This is a genomic window from Bifidobacterium callimiconis (assembly GCF_003952005.1).
Lineage (GTDB): Bacteria > Actinomycetota > Actinomycetes > Actinomycetales > Bifidobacteriaceae > Galliscardovia > Galliscardovia callimiconis.
This window is the reverse complement of the sequence record NZ_QXGJ01000007.1, coordinates 1-23,821: the sequence shown is the minus strand read 5'-3', so window position 1 is coordinate 23,821 and position 23,821 is coordinate 1. Positions and strand designations below refer to the sequence as shown.

The 23,821-nt window shown below is 63.3% G+C and carries 15 protein-coding genes and 1 pseudogene; 8 read left to right on the top strand and 8 right to left on the bottom strand.

The window, feature by feature from the left end; translation table 11 throughout:
• The first annotated feature begins 100 nt into the window (after nt 1-100).
• From D2E23_RS11840 to hxlB, 6 genes are all read left to right on the top strand, one after another.
• Nucleotides 101-1,339 carry a LacI family DNA-binding transcriptional regulator gene (locus D2E23_RS11840; RefSeq protein ID WP_240541655.1) on the top strand — a complete coding sequence of 413 codons (1,239 nt, stop codon included), beginning with the start codon at nt 101-103 and terminating at the stop codon, nt 1,337-1,339.
• 541 nt (nt 1,340-1,880) lie between these two features.
• Nucleotides 1,881-3,206 (top strand): gluconate:proton symporter, encoded by a 1,326-nt coding sequence (locus tag D2E23_RS07405; protein WP_126030326.1) that lies wholly within the window; start codon nt 1,881-1,883, stop codon nt 3,204-3,206.
• Between the two features lie 111 nt (nt 3,207-3,317).
• Complete coding sequence (locus tag D2E23_RS07400; RefSeq protein WP_126030325.1) at nt 3,318-4,070, top strand: sugar phosphate isomerase/epimerase family protein; 753 nt, start codon at nt 3,318-3,320, stop codon at nt 4,068-4,070.
• A gap of 268 nt (nt 4,071-4,338) precedes the next feature.
• Nucleotides 4,339-5,310, top strand: a complete 972-nt coding sequence (locus tag D2E23_RS07395; RefSeq protein ID WP_126030324.1) for a sugar kinase — start codon at nt 4,339-4,341, stop codon at nt 5,308-5,310.
• On the top strand, nt 5,307-5,927 hold the full coding sequence (locus D2E23_RS07390; protein WP_126030323.1) for an orotidine 5'-phosphate decarboxylase / HUMPS family protein: 621 nt from the start codon (nt 5,307-5,309) through the stop codon (nt 5,925-5,927). Before D2E23_RS07395 ends, D2E23_RS07390 begins: the two co-directional genes overlap by 4 nt.
• Nucleotides 5,928-6,166: 239 nt before the next feature.
• Nucleotides 6,167-6,736 carry a 6-phospho-3-hexuloisomerase gene (gene hxlB / locus D2E23_RS07385; protein WP_126030322.1) on the top strand — a complete coding sequence of 190 codons (570 nt, stop codon included), beginning with the start codon at nt 6,167-6,169 and terminating at the stop codon, nt 6,734-6,736.
• 828 nt (nt 6,737-7,564) lie between these two features.
• Here hxlB and uxuA read toward each other — a convergent pair.
• The 3 genes from uxuA to uxaC form a co-directional block, all read right to left on the bottom strand.
• A complete protein-coding gene (gene uxuA / locus D2E23_RS07380) occupies nt 7,565-8,695 on the bottom strand; it encodes a mannonate dehydratase (RefSeq protein ID WP_093960759.1) in 1,131 nt (376 codons plus the stop codon).
• A 233-nt stretch (nt 8,696-8,928) separates the two neighbouring features.
• The gene (locus D2E23_RS07375) at nt 8,929-10,566 is read right to left on the bottom strand and encodes a mannitol dehydrogenase family protein (RefSeq protein ID WP_126030321.1); all 1,638 of its coding nucleotides are present in this window, start codon (nt 10,564-10,566) and stop codon (nt 8,929-8,931) included.
• 419 nt (nt 10,567-10,985) lie between these two features.
• Nucleotides 10,986-12,392 carry a glucuronate isomerase gene (gene uxaC / locus D2E23_RS07370; protein ID WP_240541725.1) on the bottom strand — a complete coding sequence of 469 codons (1,407 nt, stop codon included), beginning with the start codon at nt 12,390-12,392 and terminating at the stop codon, nt 10,986-10,988.
• A 223-nt stretch (nt 12,393-12,615) separates the two neighbouring features.
• Here uxaC and D2E23_RS07365 point away from each other — a divergent pair, with 223 nt between their 5' ends.
• Nucleotides 12,616-13,776 carry a LacI family DNA-binding transcriptional regulator gene (locus D2E23_RS07365; RefSeq protein WP_126030319.1) on the top strand — a complete coding sequence of 387 codons (1,161 nt, stop codon included), beginning with the start codon at nt 12,616-12,618 and terminating at the stop codon, nt 13,774-13,776.
• Nucleotides 13,777-13,983: 207 nt separating this feature from the next.
• Here D2E23_RS07365 and D2E23_RS07360 read toward each other — a convergent pair whose 3' ends face one another.
• From D2E23_RS07360 to D2E23_RS12010, 5 genes and pseudogenes are all read right to left on the bottom strand, one after another.
• A complete protein-coding gene (locus D2E23_RS07360; protein ID WP_126030318.1) occupies nt 13,984-16,791 on the bottom strand; it encodes a 3-keto-alpha-glucoside-1,2-lyase-like domain-containing protein in 2,808 nt (935 codons plus the stop codon).
• 253 nt (nt 16,792-17,044) lie between these two features.
• Nucleotides 17,045-17,935, bottom strand: coding sequence for a YesL family protein (locus D2E23_RS07355; protein WP_126030317.1), 891 nt, complete (start codon nt 17,933-17,935; stop codon nt 17,045-17,047).
• 613 nt (nt 17,936-18,548) lie between these two features.
• A complete protein-coding gene (locus tag D2E23_RS07350) occupies nt 18,549-19,442 on the bottom strand; it encodes a carbohydrate ABC transporter permease (protein ID WP_126030316.1) in 894 nt (297 codons plus the stop codon).
• Nucleotide 19,443: 1 nt separating this feature from the next.
• Nucleotides 19,444-20,403, bottom strand: coding sequence for a carbohydrate ABC transporter permease (locus D2E23_RS07345; protein ID WP_126030315.1), 960 nt, complete (start codon nt 20,401-20,403; stop codon nt 19,444-19,446).
• 219 nt (nt 20,404-20,622) lie between these two features.
• Nucleotides 20,623-21,975 (bottom strand): annotated as a pseudogene (locus D2E23_RS12010) (ABC transporter substrate-binding protein).
• A gap of 386 nt (nt 21,976-22,361) precedes the next feature.
• Here D2E23_RS12010 and D2E23_RS07330 point away from each other — a divergent pair.
• The coding region (locus tag D2E23_RS07330) for a glycoside hydrolase family 30 protein (protein ID WP_126030312.1) at nt 22,362-23,821 on the top strand (1,460 nt) is incomplete at its 3' end.

Genomic DNA, 23,821 nt, shown 5'->3' with positions numbered 1-23,821 from the left:
TAACCGTATAGAGCGGAAATCATGCAGGTCGCCCATCCGCGTGTCCGACGACGTGTCCGACTGCATCCACGCACGGGCACGGCATTCAAGGAGGTTTCGAATGAGTCGCCCCACGAAGGGAAATCGCAAGCCCAGCATCGCCGACGTGGCGGCCGCGGTGGGCGTGTCCAAAACCACGATCTCGCGGTACCTGCATGGCGAATACGACTACATGTCCGCCGACACGCGTGCGCGCATCGAGACGGTGATCAGGGAGCTTGACTACCGGCCGAACAAGATGGCGCAGGGGCTCAAGGCCACGAACAGCCGCATGATCGGTGTGACGATCGCGAACATCAGCAATCCGTTCAGCTCGCAGCTGCTCAAGGGCATGCAGGCCGTGTGCCGCGAGCGCGGCATCCAGCTGCTGGTCAGCGACGCCGACGACGATCCGAAGCTGGAGCGCGCGGCCATCGAGTCATTAATGGATTCGCAGGTGGACGGCCTGATCGTCAACACCGTGGGCGGCAACGACGAGTTCCTGACGACGTTCGCGCACACGGCCGGCAATCCGCCGATCGTACTGCTCGACCGTATGATCACGCCGCCGATGTGCGACTGCATCGTGACCGATAATGCCGGCGCGGTGGACACGATGCTCGATCATGTGTGCGAGCGCGGATACGACTACGTGGTGTTCGTGACGCAGCCGATCGACGGGATCACCACCAGGCGGGCGCGTGCCGACGCGGCGCTCGACTACTTCGCGGGGCACGGTCTCGGCGGCGAGGTATTGGAATACGCCGATTCGCCGCGCGACGACGGAGAGTTGAACGCGGGCGGAACGAATGGCACGCCGGACGCCCCCCGCACGACCGGCGAATCCGGCAAAACCGACAAGTCTGACAAGTCCGACTGCGACGATTCCGCATCCGTCGGGCTCGCCGCGCGATTGACCGCGATCCTCAACACGCATCGCGGCGAGCGCGTGTGCGTGTTCGCCAATAATGAGGACGCGATGTGCGACGTGTTCGCCGTACTGGCCGATCTGAGCGAGGCACATGATCAGGCCGAGGACGGCGTCGGACGCGACGACAGCCGCAACGGCGATCGCGATACGACGAACAGCACCGGCACGGTGAACGGCGTGGGCACGACGGTGGGACTGTGCGCGTTCGCCACCAAGCGCTGGGCGCGGTACAGCGGCCCGGGCATCACCTGCGTGGATCAGGACCCGGTGCTCATGGGACGCACTGCGGCGACGCGGCTGATCGCGCGCATCTACGACGGCGACTCCTCCCCCGCACAGCTGGTGGAGATTCCCGCGCAGCTGCGGGTGTTCGGGTCCACGGCGGCGTAGCGGAAGACTACGGTTTTCGGGGATTTCAGGGTTCAAAGGAAGTCGGCGTTCGATTGCGGCATCGACCTGCGGTCGATGCGTATATTTCGCGGTCGAGCGACCGCGATTCACCTCATCAGTCGGCCTTCGGCCGCCAGCTTCCCCTCGAGGGGAAGCCATCAGCAACTCCTCCGTGCTCCCTCCTAGGGAGGGAGCTGGCGCGCGAAGCGCGACTGAGGGAGGGCTCAGGATCATTCGACCACGCCTTCCCCGCCACCATGCCCGGCCCCTCCCCCATCTCGTTCCACCCAGCTCCTCTTCGACCCATCCGACCGCATCAACGACACGCCGTGGTGAACGTTAGTTGACCGGTACACATAAGCGTGGCATACTCTAATCAACGCTTGTTAACCGGTACACAAAACCGGTACACAAACAACAGGCAACGAAAAGAACAATCAACGACAGCAACAACGGAACGGCGGACACGCAACGACCTGCACAGCCGATCCGCCGACAACTGACATACTCAAGGAAAGAGAACAGCTCAAGGAGGAGCACAATGATCACAGGCGTCATGGGCATACTGCTCATCCTCTCCTTCGTCTGCTTCGCGGTGTACGCGATGAAGGGCGGCAACCTCACCATCGGATTCTTTGTGCAGACCATCGTCTGGCTGCTCATCTACTTCCTCGGCGTGGCATTCGGCGTCGGCGAACCGTTCGACGTGGTGGAGGACATCTTCGCCCAGCCGGCCCTCACCTACGGCCCCACGATCATCCAGATCGTCTGCGGCGCATGGTTCGGCCGCGTGCTCGTGGACACCGGCATCGCATCGTCCATCTCCTACCGCACCGCCAAGGTGGGCGAGAAGAACCCCGTGCTCGCCACCATCTGCATGGCCGCCGTCACCTGCCTCATCTTCACCAGCGCCTACGGCGTGGGCTCCGCGATCGCCATCGGCGTGATCCTCTTCCCGATCATGGGCCGCCTCGGCGTGCCCAAGCGCGTGGCCGTCCCCGTCTTCACCCTGTCGATCGGCGCCGCCATGTGGGTCAACAGCGTGCTGTTCGTGCAGTTCGCCGCCTTCTACCAGGATTACAAGTCCCCCGACGGCTCCGTGGTCGAATGGGGCACCCACTACCTGCGCTTCGGCATCGCCGCCCTGCTCGTACAGATGCTCGGCGTGATCATCTTCATCCTCATCAACTCCAAGGCCATCAAGAACGGCACCCCGTACGAGGTGGGCGACCCCGACGAGCAGCCGACGAACATCCCCGACGTGCCCGTGTGGACCTACATCATGCCGATCGTGCCCGTCGCCCTGTGCATCGTGCTGCAGTGGAACGCCGTGCCGGCCCTCATGCTCGCCACCATCCTCACCTTCGCGTTCACCGGCCACATGAAGTCGATCAAGGGCTTCGGCAAGATGCTCGAATCCACCGCCAAGACCGCCATCGGCGACATCGGCCCGCTGATCATCATGCTGCTCGTGCTGCGCTTCTTCCAGGAGATCGCCGTCACCGTGATGAAGGACTTCGGTCCGGTGCTCACCCCGCTCATCCCGAACAACACGTTCATCCTCGGCCTCGCGTTCTGCATCCTCGCCCCGCTCGCCCTGTTCCGCGGCCCGCTGGAACTGTACGGCGCCGGCTCCGCGGTGATCAGCATCTTCATGGCCACCGGCATGTTCAACGCCTGGTTCCTGTTCGCCCTGCTCGTCGTGCCGTCCATGACCTGCATCTCCGCCTGCATCACCCAGTCGTGGAACACCTGGTCGGTGGGCTACACCGGACTCGAGCCGAAGACCTTCCTCAAGAACGGCGTGCCCGTCTACTGGGCCTGCACCTTCCCGATCATGGGACTCGCCGGACTGCTGCTGTTCTGATCATTCCGCCCGACTTGGGCGCTCCCCCGACTACTACCGATTCCGGGACCATGAACGCACTGCCTGCGCACGGTCCCGGATCCACAACCGAACGTTACGAAAGGACCATCAATGACCACCCACACCATCGGCATCAACACCCTCGTCTACATGACCGACCTCACCAACGGCACCCCGCAGTCCGTAGTACTGCCGCGCATCGCCGATCTTGGCGCCACGCTCGCCGAAGTCCGCCGCGAATACATCGCCGACGACGTCGAATTCGATCGCATCGCCGCGGCAGCCAAAGCCGGCGGACTCGACCTGTTCTACTCCGTGCCCGAAGTCATCACCACGAACGGCGCCGCCAATCCCGCACTGGAACAGTACTTCGGCGAGGCCAAGCGCATGGGCGCCAAAAACGTGAAGCTCAACCAGGGTGATGTGAAGGACGTTGCCGCCGACGTGCTGCACGAGATCGACGCGCTGGCCGCCAAGTACGGCGTGAGCGTGACCATCGAGAACGACCAGACCCCGGAGAACGGCACGCTCGACTGCACGCGCGCCTCGCTCGCCAACGTAGCCGCCGCCGACAGTGCGATCGGCTACACGTTCGACCTCGGCAACTGGTTCTGGCGCGGTGAGGATCCGGTCGCCGCGTTCGACGAGCTCAAGGATTCGATCAGCGTGTTCCACCTGAAGAACGTGAACGGCGCGGAGTCCCGTGAGGATCTTGCCACCACCATGCTCGAGGACGGCGTGATCGACTGGAAGGCGCTGCTCGCGCAGCTGCCCGCCGGCGTGCCCGTGTTCCTCGAGTTCCCGATCGACGCCGCGAACGTCGCTCCCCAGTACGAGCAGGTCCGCGCCGCCCTGGCGGCATAGCCCCCCTCTCCGGCGTGCTCCCTCCCAGGGAGGGAGCTGTCACGGCCCGGCCGTGACTGAGGGAGGGATACAAAGCCAGTTGGCTTCATTATTCCCTCCCGCCCATTTCCCTCCCTCAGTCGTGCTTCGCACGCCAGCTCCCTCCCACGGAGGGAGCACACCGGGATCCCAACTCTCCCCATCTCCCACACCCTGCACTTTCCTCCGCACCATCACTCCACCCCGCACTCCTCCGCACTCCCCACCCCACCGCACGTAAGGAACCGCAATGACCGAAGTCATGACCATCGGCGAACCCATGGTGAATCTCATCGCCGACTCCGACCAGACCTACATGGAAGCCCGCACGCTGCCCACCCAGATGGCCGGCGCCGAATTCAACGTCGCCATCGGCGTACGCCGTCAAGGCCACACCGTCAGCTACGTGACCACGCTCGGCAACGACTGGCAGGGCGACATGATCGTCGACTACATGACCAACGCCGGCATCGACACCGCCAACATCCGCCGCAGCGGCGAGGCCGCCACCGGATCCCAGCTCAAGGTGGTCCTGCCCGACGGCGATCCCAAGGTCATCTACTTCCGCAAGGGCTCGGCCGCCAGCCGCACCACGCCCGACATCGTCGATGGCATCGACTTCAGCGGCCTGAAGATCCTGCACGTGTCCGGCGTGTTCGCCGCCCTCGCCGCCAACACGTACGAAACCATCGAACGACTGGTCGACGCCGCCCGCGAACACGGCGCACTCGTCACGTTCGACCCGAACCCGCGTCCCACGCTGTGGCCGAGCGAGGAGGAGATGATCGCCGCCACCAACAAGCTCGCCGCCAAGTGCGACGTGTTCATGCCAGGCCTGTCCGAAGGCCAGATGTTCTCCGGACGCGAGGACGCGCGCGACGTGGCCGACTTCTATCTCGACATGGGCGTCAAGCAGGTCATCATCAAGCTCGGCGCCAGCGGATCCGCACTGTTCTCCCGCAACGAGAACGGCGAGCGCGTGGAGACCGTGGTCCCCAGTTTCGTGGTGGACGTGGTCGACACCGTGGGCGCGGGCGACGGCTTCGCATCCGGCGCGATCACCGCGCTGCTGGAAGATCTGCCGGCCGACCGTCTGCTTGAGCGCGCGAACGCCGTGGGCGCCATCCAGGTGACCAGCGTCTCCGATTCGGAGGGCCTACCCACCCGCGAGCAGCTGGAATCGTTCATCGCCAACACCCCCAGGAAGGAAGTATCGCTGTGAAACTGCAGGTTGCGATCGACCGCGTGGACATTCCGCGCGCGGTGGAGATCATTCGTCAGGTGGCCGGTACGGCCGATGTGATCGAGGTCGGCACGTCGCTGACCAAGGAGTTCGGCGTGCGCGCGCTCGGCCCGCTGATCGAGGCGGCGAACGGCACGGCCGTGCTCGGCGACATCAAGACGTGCGACGAGGGCAAGTATGAGTTCGATCTCGGCTTCGACTGCGGATTCACGTATCTGACCGTGATGGGCTCGTCGTCGCTCGGCACGCTCGAGGTGTGCTACGCGTCGGCCGAGGCGCACGACGGCGTGATGATGATCGATCTGCTGGAATGCGACGAGGATCGCATCGAGAAGATCTCCGGATTCGAGAACGCCGTGTATTGCCTGCACACGTCGATCGATTCGGGCGCGACCGCCGATCCGGTCGGTCAGGTGCGTGCGTTCAAGGCACGGTATCCGCAGATCCGTCGTATCGCCATCGCGGGCGGTATCAAGAAGGATCAGCTCGCCGGACTGGCCGCCGAGGGCGTGGAGATCACGATCATGGGATCCGCCATCACCAAGGCCGACGATATCGCCGCCGCCTGCGCCGAGTGCAAGGACCTGTGCGGCTGAGCGGGGCCGGACGGACCGATCCGCACATAATTTAAGATTTCGCAAAGGGCCTCTTCCCCAGTCGCGACAACGTCCGGCAATACCAACCGGCGAGCGCAAGCTTCAATCCCTATGTGCTCCCTCCCTTGGAGGGAGCTGTCACGCGAACGCGTGACTGAGGGAGGGCTCCACCCCGTCACCACCAATCAATCATTCACTTCCATCCACCCCACCACCATCACACAGAAAAGGGAATCATCATGACCAACGAAACCGCATCCACCACCGAACCGCGCATTCTCGACCAGATCGTCGAGGAGATCCAGGGCGTCATCGCCAAGATGGACGAGGCCGATCTGATCGCCGCGCGCGACGTGATCGGCCGCAACGACCGCGTGTACGCCACCGGCGAGGGCCGTTCCGGATTCCAGGCGCGCAGCTTCGCCATGCGCATGATGCACATCGGGTACACGAGCTACATGATGGGCGAAACGATCTGCCCGTCCATGCACGAGGGCGACGTGCTGCTCGCCATCTCCGGTTCGGGCAAGACCCGCAAGACCGTGGAGGACGCCGAGGCCGCGAAGAAGCTCGGCGTGAAGGTGATCGCCGTCACGTCCAAGCCGGAGTCGCCGCTGGCCGCCGCCGCGGACGCCGTGATCCTGGTGCCGGGCCGCGTGAAGGGCGAGGCCGGCGGTTCGATCCAGCTGCTGAGCTCGCTGTTCGACCAGAGCGTGCACATCGCGCTCGACGCCCTGTGCCTCATGCTCTCCCGCCGCGACAACGTGTCCGACGCCCAGGCCAACGCCAACCATGCCAACGTGGAGTGACCAGTCACTCCCGCAGGCAACACCGTGGAGTGACAACTCCAGCGGACGGCATCGCGGAGTGACGCTCGGCCGCTCCGGCAAACGTCACCATGAACGACGCTCGGCTCCTCTCTCTGAGAGGAGCCTTTTTCGTATCCGCTTCGGTTACGTTTCGCCCATCATCCACAACGGAACGTAACCGTGGCACTGCGTTCGGTTACGTTTCGTCCCATACTCACTACGGAACGTACTCGTATCGTCCGCTTCGCTTACGTTCCGTTCCTCTTCCCTATCGGAACGTACTCGTAGCGCACGGTTCGAGTACGTTTCGCTCATCAAACGCAACGGAACGTATTCGAACCGTGGTCGTTCGGTCCGCGTACGGCAAACGAGCTAAAGTGCAGGTTGCTGTGTACACCCGACGAACCCGTAGCGTGGGGATACGTTCACTGCAGGTTTGACCGGGACGCATGACGAACCCGCAGCGTAGCGATCTACTCGGTGCGGGTTTGACGTGTGTGCGTAACGAACCCGCAGTGTAGGGGTGCGGGTTGGGAATGGGTGTGTGACGAACGTGCGCTGATCGTGACGGAACGGGGATATGACGAGGGCCTCCCAGCGCGGAAATGCGCGGGGAGGCCCTCGATCAACGGAAGATCAGTCGGTGCGGCGACGATTCATGACCGCGCCGACTGGAGTGGGAGAAAACCGCCGTGGTGGTCGATATCGGAGATCGGCACGATACCGAATCGACGATCGCCAGTCGATACCGGCGGCCGGTCGATGCCCCGTCGACGTTGGAGACCAACTGAAGACCGGTGATCGACCGACTGGCACAGCGGGAACGGACTACTTGTTGTACTTGACGGTGTCCCAGACGCCCAGCAGGTACTGGATGCCGAGGGCGCGGTCGTACAGGCCGTAGCCCGGACGCGGACGGTGCTCGGGGGTGTTCTCGTTCCACAGGTGACGGCCGTGGTCCGGACGGATGTAGCCCTGGTAGTCGGCCTCGGCGTACGCCTTCATGATGCCGATGGTGTCCACGTCGCCCTCAGATGCGCGGTGGCCCACCTCGGAGAAGGAGCCGGCCTCGTCGAGGAACTTGATGTTGCGCACGTGGCTGAAGTGGATGCGGTCCATGAACGTCTTGACGGCGTCGACCGGATCGTTGCCGCGGCGGGACGAGAACGAACCGAGGCACAGGCACAGGCCGTTGTACGGGCTCGGGTTGAGGTCGAGCACGCGCTGGATGCCCTCCTTGGAGGACACGACGCGCGGCCAGCCGAACAGGTCGAAGGCCGGGTCGTCGGGGTGCACGGCGAGCTTGACGTCGTACTTCTCGCAGGTGGGGATGACGGCGTCTAGGAACACCTTGTAGTTCTCGTAGTACTTGTCGTGGTCGATGCCCTTGTAGGCCTCGATGAACTCCGGCAGGTGGGCCAGACGCTCAGGCTCCCAGCCCGGCATGGTCAGGTTGCCGGCGCCGTTGAGGGTCTCGTCGATCAGGGCCTGCGGGTCGGTGAGCTGGGCGACCTTGTGGGCGTCGTAGTAGAGGGCGGTGGAGCCGTCCGGGCTCGGGTGGAACATGTCGGTGCGCAGCCAGTCGAACACGGGCATGAAGTTGTAGGTGACGACCTTCACGCCGGCCTTGCCGAGATTCTCGATGGTCTTGATGTAGTTGTCGAGCGCCTCGTCGCGGCTCATGCCCAGCATGGTCTTGCCGGTCTTGATGGACTCGTGCACGTTCACGGATTCGACGACGTCGGCGTTGAACGTCTTGGTGACGCCGCGCTTGCGGTCGTCCTCGGAAAGACCGGTGATGAGCTTCATCTCATGCTCGATCTCCTCCGGCTCCCACAGTTCGCCGGCCTGCTTGTGGTGCAGGGACCAGACGATCGTTTCGACGCCGGGGATCTGGCGGATGTCGTCCAGCGAAATGGTGTCGTTACCCTCGCCGTACCAGCGGAAACCCATCTTCATAGTGGTGATCCTTTGCTTGTTGTCGGTTTGTTCGGTTTTTGTTTGACGTTTGCGTGTTGTGCGGGGAGGTCGCGGGGATGCGATCCCTCCCCTCAGTCGGCGTTTGCCGACAGCTCCCCTCCCTTGGAGGGGAGCCAATGGCGTGAAGGCTCGGCCCCGTTGGCTCCCCTCTCTGAGGGGAGCTGTCTGACGCAGTCAGACTGAGGGGAGCCAATGAGCTGAGGCCCGAGAACTCAGAGACCGAGTTCCTTCTCGAGAACCGGGTGCAGGGTGCCGGTGCCGGCCGCGAACTCCTTGAAGTACTTGACGATCTTCGCGGCGAGCGGGGTCTGCGTGAGGTCCACGTTCCACAGGGTCTCGTCGGCGAGGATCGGCTTGAGCACTTCGTCGGCCTTGGACAGGTCGCCGCCCAGCTTGAGCGGGCTCAGGGCGTCCTGCAGTTCGGCCATGCGCGGATCCGGGCTCAGGGTGATCTCGTTGCCGTTGTCGTCGGTGGCCTTGCCGTCCTTGCCGAGCAGCAGGCGCAGCCAAGCGGCGATGGCCAGCGGGATGGCGACCAGATCGTTCACGTCGTGGTCCGGGGACTCGATGTACTTCTTGATGGTCACGCCGTAGCGGATCGGCACCTTCTGCGAGGTGTCGGTGGAGATGCGGGCCGGGGAGTCGGGCAGGCTCGGGTTCGGCACGCGCACGTCGATGACCTTCTCGGCGAACTCCTTCGGGGAGAAGATGCCCGGGTCGGCCACGACCGGCAGACCCTCCACGTAGGACAGGCGCTCGGCGAGGGCCTTAAGATCCGGGTCGGCGATGGTCTTGCTCATGGAGTCGTAGCTCATCAGGCGACCGGTGGTGGCCAGCGCGGTGTGCACCGGGTTGAGGCAGGTGGTGACCTTCATCTCGTCGGAGTCGTTCACGGTGTCGCGGTCGCCCAGGAACACGCCGGCCTTCTCGAGCTCGGGGCGTCCGTTCGGGAACGTGTCCTCGATCACCAGGTACCAGGTCTCCTCGGAGTTGGCGAACGGGGCAACGTTGGTGCCGCGGGCGGTGTGGAAGATCTCGTGGTCGGCGAAGCCCTTCTCGGCGAGCAGCTTGGAGACGGACTCGGCCGGGTTCGGGGTGATGCGGTCGATCATGCTCAGCGGGAAGGCCACCTTGTCGGGGTCGTCCACGTAGGCGACGAAGTCGTCCGGCACGAAGCCCTTGTCGGCCCACAGCTGGGCGAATTCGACGATCACGGCACGGAAGCGGTCGCCGTTCTGGGAGAAGTTGTCGGTGCTGACCATGGCGATCGGCTTGGCGCCGGCCTTGAAGCGCTCGAACAGCAGGGCGGTGATGGCACCCATGGCGGACACGGCGGAGTCGGGGCCGTTCTCGACCTCAGGCTTGATCCACGGCAGCAGTTCGCCGTCGTTGTTCTTGATCGAGTAGCCCTTCTCGGTGATGGTGACGGTGACGAACTGCAGTTCGGGGTTGGTGAAGACCTTGACCAGGCCGTCCCACACCTCGTCGTGCTTCTTGACGCCGAAGGATTCGGCGACGGAGGCCACGAGCTCGGTTTCGATGGAGCCGTCGGACTTGAGGATGACGGACAGGCCGCGGTTGTCGAACGGCTTGAACGCGTCGGTGACGATGTCGGCGTCGAAGGTCTCGGCGACGATCACGCCGGACTTGGTCAGACCCTGGTTGAGCAGGCTCTGGGCGATGAGCGCGTGGACTTCGCGGAACAGGTTGCCGGCGCCGAAGTGCACCCAGTAGGGGTGTTCGGCGGTGTAGGCCTTCATGGCCTCCGGGTCGTACTGCGGCAGAGCAACGCCGGCGGCTTCCCATTCGGCGGCGTTGGCCTTGAAGTCATCGGTCAGATGAAGAACCATAAGTGACGTTTTCCTTCCATTGATTGGCACGCACCGTCGTTGGCGTGTGTCGCTGATTATCAGTCTATGTGAATTCGTGTTCGGTATCGGCAAGTAGCCATGGTTTGCCACAGGGATGCCGTCGCATGGAATCGGCGGGCGGGACCGCGAGGGCGGTAAGACCGGCGAGGGCAGACGCGGACGGCGGCGTGATCGACGTGATCGACGTCGTATCCCTCCCTCTGTCATGACGCACGTCATGACATCTCCCTCCCTTGGAGGGAGAACTCCGGTGTCGTCCGATCACGATGTGCTCCCTCCACGGGAGGGAGCTGGCACGCGCTAGCGTGACTGAGGGAGGGAAACCCATCAACCTTTCCCCCTGCCCGCCGAAGGCAGACAGCCCCCTCGTCGGAGGGGGCTGGGCTACCGCATGCGCGTCAGTCGAGCTTGAAGACCTTGCGCGGGACGGCCTGCACGGAGTCGCGGACCACGCGCTTGCCTTCCTCGAGGCTCAGACGGTGGTCGGCCACCAGTCCGGCCACGAAGCGGCAGGTCAGACGACGGTTCATGTCGTGACGGGCCGGGATGGAGCACAGGGCGCGCGTGTCGTCGATGAAGCCGGACAGCTTGGTGAAGCCGGCGGCGGTGGTCACGGCGTTCAGGTAGCGCAGGATCGGCTCCGGGGAGTCGATGAACCACCACGGGGCGCCCACGTAGAAGCCGGGGTAGAAGCCGGCCAGCGGGGCGAGCTCGCGGGAGTACACGGTCTCGTCCATGGTGAAGGCCACGAAGTGGAAGTCCTTGTTGGAGCCGTACTGGTTGAGCATGGGCTGCAGGGCGGCGGCGAACTCGGCGCGGGCCGGGATGTCGGCGCCGGTGTCGGGACCGTACACGGCGAGGTTGCCCTTGTCGTAGCTGCGGAACACGGACGGGTGCACGGTCATGACCAGGCCGTCCTCCTGGGCGAGGCGGATCTGATCGTTGAAGAACGTGCGGCGCAGACGGGTGGCGTCCTCTTCGCTGATCGTGCCGTCGAGGGCCTCCTTGTACAGGGCGGGCAGCTCGTCGTCCGGCACGCGGTCGGAACGCACGTCGTCATGCGAGTGGTCGGACAGCACGGCGCCGTGCTCCTTGAAGTACAGGCGGCGCTTGCGCATGGCCTCGAAGAAGCCTTCGTAGGTGGAGGTGTCCTCGCCGGTCACTTCGCCGAGCTTGGCCACCTGGGCGGCCCAGTCCGGGGTCTTCTTGGGCTCGAGCAGCTTGTCGGGGCGGAACGCCGGGGCGAGGCGGGCCGGGAAGTCGGGGTCGGCGTTGGTCTCGTCGTGCAGGTGCAGGTCGTCGAACGTGTCGTCGGTGGTGGAGATGAACTCGAGGTTGAACTTCTTGACCAGGGCGCGGGTGGAGAACTCGTCGGTCTTCAGCAGCGCGTCGAGCTCATCGTAGATCTCGCCGGCGGTGTCGGGGCCGAATTCCTTATCGATGCCGAACACGTTGGCGAGCGCATCCTCGAACCAGTAGCGCATCGGGGTGCCGGCGTAGGCGTACCAGTACTTGCCGAACAGTTCGAACGCGTGCTTGGACTGCTCCGGGGTGAACTCCTTCTGGTTCACGCCCAGATCCTTGAGTTCGACGCCCTGCGAGTGCATGATGCGGGTCACGTAGTGGTCGGGCGTGATGAACAGTTCGGTGGGGTTGGCGAAATGGTAGTCCTTGTCGTGGAACCATTCGATCGGCACGTGGCCGTGGGGGGAGATGATCGGCAGATCCTTGACCTCCGCGTACAGTTCGCGCGTGATGTCGCGCAGCGTGGGATCGGCGGGGAACAGCCTATCAGCGTTAACCATGGAAACTCCTTTGTTTGCTATATCCTCCTTTTTGATTATGGGTTGATCGTTCATACTCATCCCCGTGTTGCCACTATTTGCCGACCGTTCGCCATGGTTTGGCAACGGCTGTCATCATGGTGTAGTTATCGTTCACATCGATGTGTCCGTATGGCTTATGGAGAACTTTGGACAGTGCCGCTAAAGTAAGGAATCAGTACAGAACGATCAGGAGCGAACAGTAATGACCTCGTCGATGGACGCCAATGAAGACCCCGAGACCACCAATCCCCGCGATACGAACGATGTCATGGCCGATAACGACATGATCACCGACGATACCGACGATGACATGAACGGTGCCAACGACGGCCAACGCAAGAGCGCGACGATCCGTGACGTGGCCAAGGCGGTGGGCGTCTCGCCGTCCACGGTGTCGCGTGCGTTCGCCAGGCCGGGCCGTGTGAGCGCGGAGACCGCGCGACGTATTCGTGATGCCGCCGACCGGCTCGGCTACCGTGCCAAGGCGATCACGTCGTTGAACATGACCGATTCCGGTCAGCTGAACGGCCTGCTGGCCATCACTGTGGCCGATCTAGGCAATCCGATCTTCGCGGACTATGTGAAAAGCGCCCAGCACCAGTGTCTGCGCAAGGGGTTCGGTCTGCTGGTCATCGATTTCGAGGAGACGCATCTGATCGAGCGCAAGGCGTTGAAACTGGCCATGCATCACGTGGATGGTCTGATTCTCACGTCGTCGCGCTCGTCGGACGCCACGATTCGCAAACTCGCCGAGATCAAGCCGTTGATCGTGCTGAACCGTCCGATCCGCGGCGTGCATTCGATCGTGCCCGACGCTCAGCAGGGTGTGGCCGAGGCCGTGGAGTATCTGATGAAGCTGGGGCATACGGAGCTGACGTACCTGTCCGGCCCGGAGGCGTCGTGGCAGGATGGCCGACGTTGGCGCGTGCTGTCGCAATACTGCGCGCAGGCGGGCATGCGTCTACGCCGCATCGCGTACAAGGCGCCGTCGTACAGCGGCGGATACCGCTACTCCGACGAGTTCCTGCGCAATCCGACCACTGCGGTGATGGCGTACAACGACATCGTGGGCATCGGGTTCATCAAGGCGCTGCAGGCCAAGGGCATTCGTGTGCCGGAGGAGGTGAGCGTGGTCGGCATCGATGACACCCCGATCAGCTCGCTGGTGGCGCCGGCGCTGTCCACGGTGCGTCTGCCGCGCAAGGAGCCGGCCGAGCAGGCGGTCGATGAGATCGTCGCGCAGCTGCGTCACGCGCAGGCCGAGTCGGTCATGCCGTCGACGAAGTTCCTCAAGTCGTCGTTCATTCCGCGCGCCAGCACCGCGGCCGCCTCCCCCGACATCCACCTTCTGCGCGTGCGGTAGCTCCTCTGCTGTGGCTCCCCTCTTTGAGGGGAGCTGTCGGCGTACCCGACTGAGGAGAAACGCCCCGTGCTCCCTCCGAGGGAGGGAGCTGGCCGCCAAAGGCGGACTGAGGGAGGGAACGGAACCAACCAGCTCCAAATCCCTCCCTCTGTCACGGCATACGCCGCGACATCTCCCTCCCTCGGAGGGAGAACACCGGAATGGGCGTTACAGCACGCCTACGGCGTCGAGAGTGAAGGGCGTGCTGCCGGAGGCGAGCTCGAAGGTGACGCGATGCGTGCCGGCGGGCAGTCCGCGCAGCTGGAACGCCGTGCGCAGCGAGGCCGCGGTGGGCTGCACCGTCATGCCGGAGCGCACCAGCGTCCCGTCCACATACGCGTTGAGCCGCGCACTGCCGTCGCTCGGGCCGAACAGGTCCACACCCGATCCGTCGGTCGTCAGACTCACCGTGGCGCCGGCCGCGAGCGCCACCGACGCGGTGCGCTGGTACGTGTACATGCCCTTGCCGTTGTCGTGCGTCCACTCGCCGGCATAGTCGAGCGTCGGCACCACGACGTCGGATTCGTCGACGCCGTCGACGCAGCCGTCACCGTCGCCAAGCCCGCCAAGCCCGTCGTCGGAACCCTCCCACGAGGTCATGTGCATGTCGTCGATCAGATGACGATAGTACGGCGCGAATCCGGCCACGCGTTCCACGCGCAGATCATCGAACAGCACGTGATCGAAGCTCGTACCCAACTGCACTCGTCCGGCGGTCTGCGGATGCGGATCACGCCACGAGGTGACGCGCACGCCGTTGACGAACACGGTGATCGCGTCGCCGGCCACCTCGAGCTCCACGCGGTTCCACTCCCCCGCGCCCGGACGGAATCCGGTGCCGTCGAGGTCAAGGTCCACGCCGTGCCCGCGACGCACCTCGTTGCCGTAGTTGCGCAGCAGCCACACGCCGTCGGCGCGCAGCTTGAAGTCGTAGGCGGCCAGATCGGTGCTGAACTTGGAGCCGCCCATTTCACGGGCGCCGATCAGCACGTACGGCGCGCGGCCGGGGTACTCCTCGAACAGCACGTCCACGCCCACACGGTAGTTCGCCCAACGCAGGTCGCCGATCGACGTGCGCGGGTCGCCCTCGATCCATGCGTTGCCCGCATGGTTCCAGTCGATCTGCTGCCGCAGCACATGACGGCCATGCCCCTGCGACTTATCCCCAGCAATATGCCCGTTGTCCACCAGCAGGCCGGTGGCCACGATCTCGAACGCGCCGTTCGTGTCGGTCGTATACCGGGCGGACGTGCCCGTGTCACCGCCGCGACTGGTCAGATAGTCCTCCTCCACCATGGCGTCGCGCTTGAACACGCTCACCGGCGGCTGGTCGGCGTAATCGAAATCGTCGGCGTACAGCAGCGCGCCGTCCGGTTCCACGTCGAGCACGTCGCGCGTACGCTCGTCCGTGTGCGGCACGCCCAACGTGGGAACGTCGTCCTTCGTAAGCGTGGTCGCGGTCACCACCGACCACGGCTCCACCACGATCGTGCACACGCCGTCCGCGGCCTCGACCGTACCGTTGAACAGCAGATACTCACTGTCGTACGGACGACCCGGTTCGGCGGCGCGGGTCCGCCACACGTTCAGCGGACGGCCAGCACCCGCGAAGTCACGCGCGGCGATGCGGTAGACGCGCTCGTAGCCGCTGTCGTTCACGATCACCGTGGAATAGTCCGCCCCGTCGGGCGACACCAGAGTCAGCGCGGACGGCTCGCCGTGACGGGCGCCGCACACCGGATTGTTGCCCTCCACCTCGCACACGCTCGACTCGGGCACCGCACGCCACGCGCGCTCGCCGTAGCCAAGATCGGCGAACCGGCAGAAATGCTCGAGCACGGCCAGACCGGCGTCGTAGTACACCCAGCCGCTCCACGGGTCGCGTGCGGAGATCAGCTCCTTGTGTGAGTATTCGAGACCCTCGTAGAACGAGCCGATGGCCGGCTGGTAGATCGCGTTCGTGCGACGCGACCGCACGAATCCCTTGATGATCGTGTTGCCCATCTCCAAAGGCGAGCCGATGCCGCCCAGACGAGTGCCCACACGGCCGGCGCCACGACCATCGTCCATCGTGTTGTTCGGACGGTCCGCGGAATTCGAGAACGTGGCCTGCGCCTCGGAATTCCAGATCTCCTTGTCGAATTCGTCGGCCAGACGGGTGAAGTTGCCCTCGTCGTCGTCGCGCACGCTGTAGTGGTAGGCGGCGATGTCGATCGTCTCACGCAGTTCGCGATCGGCCACCAGATCACCGCCGAACGTGCCGGTCACCTCCTCGTCGGACGTGATCACGCGGATGCGGTGGAACAGTTCGCGCTCGCGCTCGCTGTGGAATCCGGCGTTGGGATCGTCCGGACCGTTGCCGATGAAACCGGTCTCGTCGGTGGCCACGCGACGTTTGAACTCGGCCACCCATGCCAGATCGGCGGTGCGTTCGTTCACGTCGGGATTCACCGTGTCGACCATGTAGCCGTATTCGCGGTAGGCGGCCAGGATCGTGTTCTTATACCAGTGGTAGACGTCGTCGTTCGTATGGACCCACGTGGGGGCGTGCCAGCGCAGCATGCTCACATGCAGACCGGGCTGGTAGCGACGGGCGTCGGCGGCGAGCTGGAATCCGGGCTCGCGGCGCACGGCCGGGTATTCGTCGCGGTCACGCATGGTGGCCACGTTCGGACCGGTGGAGTTGTTGCGGTCGTTGCCCATCTCCACCTTGACGAGGTTCATGATCGGGCGCGGACCGCCGAACAGCGTCTCCACCAGACGCCAGTAGTCGGACGGATGCTCGGCCTTGTAGTCCATGAGCAGACTCGACGTGGCGTTGCCGGACAGCACGCCGAATCCCTTGAACGTCAGACCGTGGCGGCTCGCCGTGGCGTTGCGCACCGCATCGCCGTCGATGAGGATGTCGACCGTGCCGAGCGGCGACGACGACTGCGCCGAGCGTGCCGAGCGCGATGATTCAGAAACCGATGCCATGATTACCCCCTGATTGTGTTGATGGCTGATGATCGGTGCCAAGCGAACGCCGCTGACACTGCATAGATAAAGACGACGGAGACGGACGTGACGGATTGTAGAGGGAGAGGGACTGGTCACGTGTCCCTCCCTCAGTCACGCATTCGCGTGACAGCTCCCTCCCGAGGAGGGAGCACGTAGGAGCTGAGCCTGTGCTCCCTCCCTGGGAGGGAGCTGGCCGCCAACGGCGGACTGAGGGAGGGTCCTCCCCCGCTCACTGCTGCCAGTCGGACTGGGCGTTGAAGAAGTTGTTGCCGCGGCTCTGCGCACTGTACATGTCAATAATGCGCTTGTCCTTGCTTTCGTTGGCCATGAGCACGAACAGCTTGTCGGCCTGCCAACGGGCGGAGGCCCACAGCATGTAGCCCACCACGCCGGTGCCGAGCAGCAGGAACAGGATCGGGCTCCACGTGACCAGCGCAAAACCGAACGCGGCCAGCACGATGCCCGACACAACGATCATGTAGAAGCGGCGCACCGACAGCATCACCGCGTTCTTGAGCGTGACCAGCCACTTCGCCTTCGGATACTCCACCACGAGCACCAGGGCGATGAGCAGCGCCTGCGCGAGGAACACCAGGCATACGGCCAGCATCGGCGTCACGTACACACCAAACGGCAGCTGCGCGAAGATCTGCATGTTGTACAGGAAGCAGAACGCGAGCACCGCGAACGTGAAGCCCATGGCCAGCGAGCGCTTGAACACTCGGGCGTAGGCGCGGAAGTACGGCTTGATGACGGCGGCGTTGTGGTTCGGATCCACGTACGGCTGGGCGATCCAGTCCGGCGGGAAATCCTTTTCGTCGGCGTGGTCCTGCCACACCTTGGCGCGCAGCGCGGAGTTGCCGGAGAACAGGGTGGGCTGGTCGCGGAACACGGCGAACAGGGCGGCGATGCCCGGCGTGCTCAGCGCGAGCGCGGCCAGATAGAGCGGATAGTAAGTGAGGTCGTGCACGAATCCCGACACCAGAAGGAGCGGCAGCATACCCACCAGCGAGCACCATCCCAGCGCGAGGATCACGAAGATGGAATTCGCCACGGTAAGGAACGTGCCGGCGAAGTTCGAGGATGAGGACGACTGCTTCTGCGGAGTGTTTTCTGCCATGGCCGTCATGGTACTCCTTCACGGTTGGAATGGGCGGGTGGATGATGGGCGAGATGAGTGGCCGGATGTGCGGGTGACTGGATGCGCGGGTGGCCGGACGACTATGGCCGGGATGTGATCTGATATGTGGCCAGATATGGAAGAGGCCGTTTTCGAAAGGCCGATTTGGCAGGCGGTCTTCCGAAAACGGCCGGCGCAACCACAGGAAGGAAGAAACACGGTTGCGCGTTTTTGTTCGTGGGAGGGAAAAGATTTGGGTGTGGGGTGGATTTGCTTGGCTCCCCTCCCCGAGGAGAGCTGTCACCGCAGGTGACTGAGGGGAGCATTGCCGAAATAGTACGTTGAGGAAGATGTTGGGTTGAAGGTGGGCGGTGACTGGGGCGCTCCCGCAAGTGGGGAGTGGCCTGCGGCCACCGCTTTGCTGGCTCCGGCCTCCCTTGGTGGGAGGCCTTCGCCTGACGGGCAGTCGACAGTCCACTGGACTGTCTTTGCGCCCGTCAGTCCTGCAATTATGGAGAATCCTTTCGGATTCCGCTTTGCTGGCTTCGGCCGCCCGTCGGGGCGGCCTTCGCCTGATCCTAGTGAACAGTCCACTGGACTGTTCACTTACGGATCAGCCCTTCATACCCGAGGTGGCGATGCCTTCGATGAACTGCTTCTGACCGATGAGGAAGACCACCAGGATCGGGAGCACGGACATCACGGAGCCGGTCATGATCATGGCGTAATCCGCGGAGTTCTGCGAGATGAACGTCTTCAGACCAAGCTGGATGGTGTAGAGGTTCGGGCTACGCAGGTAGATCAACGGGCCCATGTAGTCGTTCCACGTGTTCGTGAAGGTGATGATGCCCAGAGCGGCGATCGACGGGCCAGACAGCGGCAGCACGATCCTGCGGTAGATGCCGAACTCCGACAGACCATCGAGTCGGGCGGCCTCGGACAGCTCCTCGGGGATGGTGTCGTAGAACTGCTTCATCATGAACACACCGAACGCGCCGAACGCCTGCAGCAGGATGATGGACCAGCGGGTGTCGGACAGGCCGATGGCGGACAGGATCTTGAACTGCGGGATCATGTAGGCCTGCCACGGGACGGCCATGGTGGCGATGTAGATCAGGAACAGTACGTTGCGGCCGCGGAACTTGACCTTGGAGAAGCCGTAGGCGGCGAACGAACCGGTGAACACCTGCAGGAACGTCACGCAGATGGCGAAGAAGATGGTGTTGCCCACCCAGGTGAGCATGTTCGAGTCGGACCAGATGTTGACGTAGTTCTCCCAGTGCCACACGCTCGGCAGCCACTTCATCGGGACCATGAAGACTTCGTTGTTGGGCTTGAACGATGCCAGCGTCATCCAGATGAACGGCAGCAGCACGAACAGGGCGCAGGCGATCATGGCGACGTAGCCGATGACGGTGCCGATGATCTTGGCGAGCGATGTGGGCTTCTTATTGAAGGGAACGTCGGCGGAGCTGACCGCGTTCGGGTATGCAGTCTGTGCAGTCATCTCACTTCTCCTTAGCGTTGTTGTACCAGAACTGAATCAGAGTGATGATCATGCAGAGTGCGAACAGCACCAGCGAGACCGTGCTGGAGTAGCCGAAGTCGCTGCGTTCGAATGCCACACGGTAGACGTATTGTGCGAGCACCAGGGTGCTGGTACCAGGTCCACCGTTGGTCATGACCAGTGTCAGATCAAGGATCTTGAAGGAGCCGATGGTCAGGGTGACCATCACGAAGAACAGGGTCGGTCGCATGCAGGGCACGGTGACCTTCCAGAAGCGCTGCCAGGCGTTGGCGCCGTCGAGTTCGGCGGCCTCGTAGAGTTCGCTCGGAATGGTCTGCAGACCGGCAAGCAGCAGGATCATGAAGTAGCCGGCCTCACGCCAGGTGGCCACGATGATCACGGCGGGCATTGCCCATGTGGTGGATCCAAGCCAGCCGGGCAGGTTGTCGGTGAACAGGCCAAGGAACTGGTTGATCACACCGGTCTTGGCGTCGAACAGCATGTTCCACACCTGAGCGACGGCCACGATCGAGGTGATGTAGGGGAAGAAGGCGACCGTACGGAAGAACGCGCGGCCCTTGAGCTTGGAGTTGAGCAGCACCGCCAGACCGAAGGCGATGATCAGCGTCAGCGGGATGTGGACGACCGAGTAGTAGATGGTGTTCCAGAACGCGTCCTTGAACACATCGTCATGGAGGAGGCGCTTCCAGTTGGTGATGCCGGTCCAGACCGGGCTTCCGAATGCGCTCCAGCGTGTATTCGCGATGTAGAACAGCACGCAGACAGGGATGAGGATAAGGAAGATGAATCCAAGGAAGTTCGGCGTGATGAACGCCACGCCGTGCAGGAAGTTACGCCGCGAAATAGCCGCGCTCGACATCTTCCCCTTGTTGTGCTGGGGCTTGTTCTCGCCCCCGCGAGTGGCCGTCTTCGAATCGGCCTGGGCAGCCGTGTGGGACATGACCGCTGACTCCTTTCGCTTGAACCGCATCGTCAATGTTGTTCGTTTTTCTGTACTTTGTGCGGTTCGCGATCGATTTATGGCATTAAAAAGGCACGGCCCGGGTTATGAGCCAGGACCGTGCCTATGAAGAAAGAGGAAATAGGAGAGATCTGAAGAGAGATACAGGTTGTGGGTGTGGGGTTGGTCCCCGCCGTCAGGCGGGGACCAAGAGCGTCATCACTCGGTGACCAGACCCTGATCCTTGATGTTCTGCGTCGCCTTGGCGAGGGCGTCGTTCACACTGGAGGTCTCGGTCATGATCGAGGAGTGAGCATCCTTGAGCAGGGAGATGATGGTATCGGAACCCTCACCAACCGGGTTCTCCGGCTTGGTGTCGTGCTCCTGCCAGGCCTGCTTGGTCAGGTCGTCGGTGGCCATGCCGTCCACGGAGAAGTAGGTCTTGGCGACGTTGTCGGAGAAGTAGGCCGGGGTGGTGGCGATCTTGGCGAGGGCCTCAGCGCCGCCTTCACCGGCGCAGAACTTCACGAACTCCTTGGCGGCGGCCAGCTGCTGGCCAGTGGCCTTGGAGGAGACGGCCAGACCGGTCGGATCACCGAAGGTCACCGGCTTGTCGGACTTGGTCTTGGAATCCGGGTTCTGCGGGATCGGAGCGATGCCCCAGGTGAACTGGTCGGCGTCACCGGACTTCTGCTGCTTCACCAGCGTGGCGGCGTACCAGGTGCCCATCGGCATCATGGCGGCCTTCTGCGTACCGAACTGAGCCTGGTACTGCACGGAGGTGGTGTTGGAGGTGTTCCAGTCGATGGTCAGCTTCTCGTCCTGCCACTTCAGAGCACGCTGGTAGAACGGCTTCATGTAGTCGAACTTGGCCTTGAAGAAGTTGGTGTCGGGCTTGTAGCCGGTCTAGGCCAGAGCGAAGGCCTGGACCACGGACTGCCAGTTGTGCTGGTAGATCGGGTAGACGGAGTTGGCGTCGTAGCCGGCTGCGGGCAGCTTCGTCTTGAGTTCCTCGGCGGCCTTGGTGTAGTCGTCCCACGTCCAGGTGCCGTCCGGAGTGGCCACGCCGGCCTTCTCCATCATGTCCTTGTTGTAGAAGAGGACCCAGGAATCCTGGCGGTACGGCATGGCGTAGTACTTGCCGTCCAGCTCGTAGTTGGAGATGTCGATGTTCTTGTCGGACTTGTAGGTGTTGGCGATGTCGCCGAGGTCGGCGAGGCCGCCGGACTGGGGGTACGTGTAGTACTTCTGCAGGTTCTTGATCGGGAAGACGTCGGGCTGGGAGCCGGAGGAGATATCGGCGGTCAGCTGCTTGTCGTAATCGTCAGCGGAGTATTCCTTGACGTTCACCTTGACGTTCGGGTACTTAGCCATGAAGGCGTCGGCGAGGGTCTGGAACTCAGGGGTGGAGCTCAGGGACCAGCCGGCGAAGGTGATTTCCGTCTTGGCGTTCTTATCGAAGGAGTCAGAGCCGCTGGAGGCTGCGGAATCGCCGCCGCCACCGCATCCGGTCAGAGCCAGACCCAGGACAGAAGCTACCGCGACAGCCTTGAATACGCGATTCAACTTCATTGTTCTTCCTTTCGTTTACTTCGGCTGCATTGCCGTTTTCAGAGTCCCGTCAACCCGTCCGAACCAGCCTGCCGGTTCGTTCGATCAGGTCTTTCGTTATCTGTTGTCTTCGATCATACACGCTCATTTGTGATCACTTCGGAATGTTGCCAAAATTTGTCTCCATTATTTTCATGATCATCATGTTTTGATCATGACTATGATCGAGGAAAACTTCACTGTTTTCTAAGGATCATACGGTATCGAGAGGTGCATTTCCGATCACGACACGCCGAATGATCAATCTCAAACATGTTCGTTCATGATTATATTTGATTGTAAGTTTATCAATGTCGACCGTTCAATGATGAACTCATACACCTGATATATCGGAAGCAGAAGGAGCAATGATGACCAGCTACCGTACGGAATACTGGACGCGCACCAGCGGCGACCTCGCCGACCGTCGCGCGCCAATCCCCACCCCGGAAGCGACGGGCAACGACGCCGCCGCGAACGCCGTCAAGATCGTGATCGACCCCACTCGTCAGTACCAGCTATGGGAAGGCGCCGGCGCGGCCATCACCGACTCCAGCGCATCCCTGTTCATGCAGTCCATGAGCCCCGAACAGCGCCACGCCATCCTCACCGAAATGTTCGATCCCGAACAGGGCGGATTCTCCTCCGTACGCATCTCCATCGGCGCCTGCGACTTCTCCAGCCAGGCCTACTACTCCTACGACGACCTGCCCGAAGGCGTGGTCGCCGACGCCGCGCTCGACTACTTCTCCATCGGCGAAGGCGAGCCCGGTGCGCCCGACGCCACCAAGGACCTGAAGAACGTGGTGCCCGTGCTGCAGGAGATCCTCTCGATCAACCCGGCCGTCAAGGTCATGGCCTCCCCGTGGAGCGCGCCCGCATGGATGAAGACCAGCGGCCGTCTCGACGGCGCCGGACGTCTGCGCCTCGGCGAATACGTGGGCAACGGCTACCGTTATCAGGACACCATCGACTACGTGTACGCGCAGTACTTCGTCAAATTCATCGCCGCCTACGAGTCCTACGGCATCCCGATCACGTCCGTGACCATGCAGAACGAGCCGAGCAACGGATGCCCATGGCCGATCACCATCTGGACACCCGAGGAACTCACTGCGTGGGGCGCGAACTATCTGCGTCCGGCGCTCGACAAGACCTACCCCGACGTGGAGATCTACTTCGGCGACGACTCGCTGCGCTTCTGGCAGCGCCCGGCCAGCGAATACATGACCCCCGCCCAGGCGCAGGCGTTCGCGGGCGCCGCATTCCACACCTACTCCGGACTGCCGCACTGGGTGCACAACGGCACCCGCCAGTTCCCGCAGTGGAAGGCCGCCATGACCGAGCGCCGATGCATGCTCGACGAGACCGTGGCCGAGGCGTCGCACGTGATGTTCGGCGAGATCGGCACCTGGCTCGTGCGCAACGGCGTGGGCCTGATCAACCTGTGGAACATGGCACTCGACGAACAGGGATTCCCGTCGTGGGCCGGCACCTCCGGACGCCGCGGCGTGATCACCATCGATTCGGGCACCGGCAAGGTGAAGCGCAACCTCGAGTACTTCATGCTGCGCAACTACGGTCAGGACGTGGCCGTGGGATCCCGCCGCGTGGCCTCCACCAACCACACGCCCGACGGACGCCACGGCGGACTCGGATCGGTCGCGTTCCTCGCGCCGAACGGCGATCTGGCCGGCTTCCTGTACAACCCGACCGGCGAGCCGATCGAGGCCGCGGTGACGATCAACGGCCAGGGCGGCGCGTGGCAGAAGGTCACCGTGCCGGCGTGGGGCGTGGTCACCGTGCACAAGTCCAACGGCGCGATCAA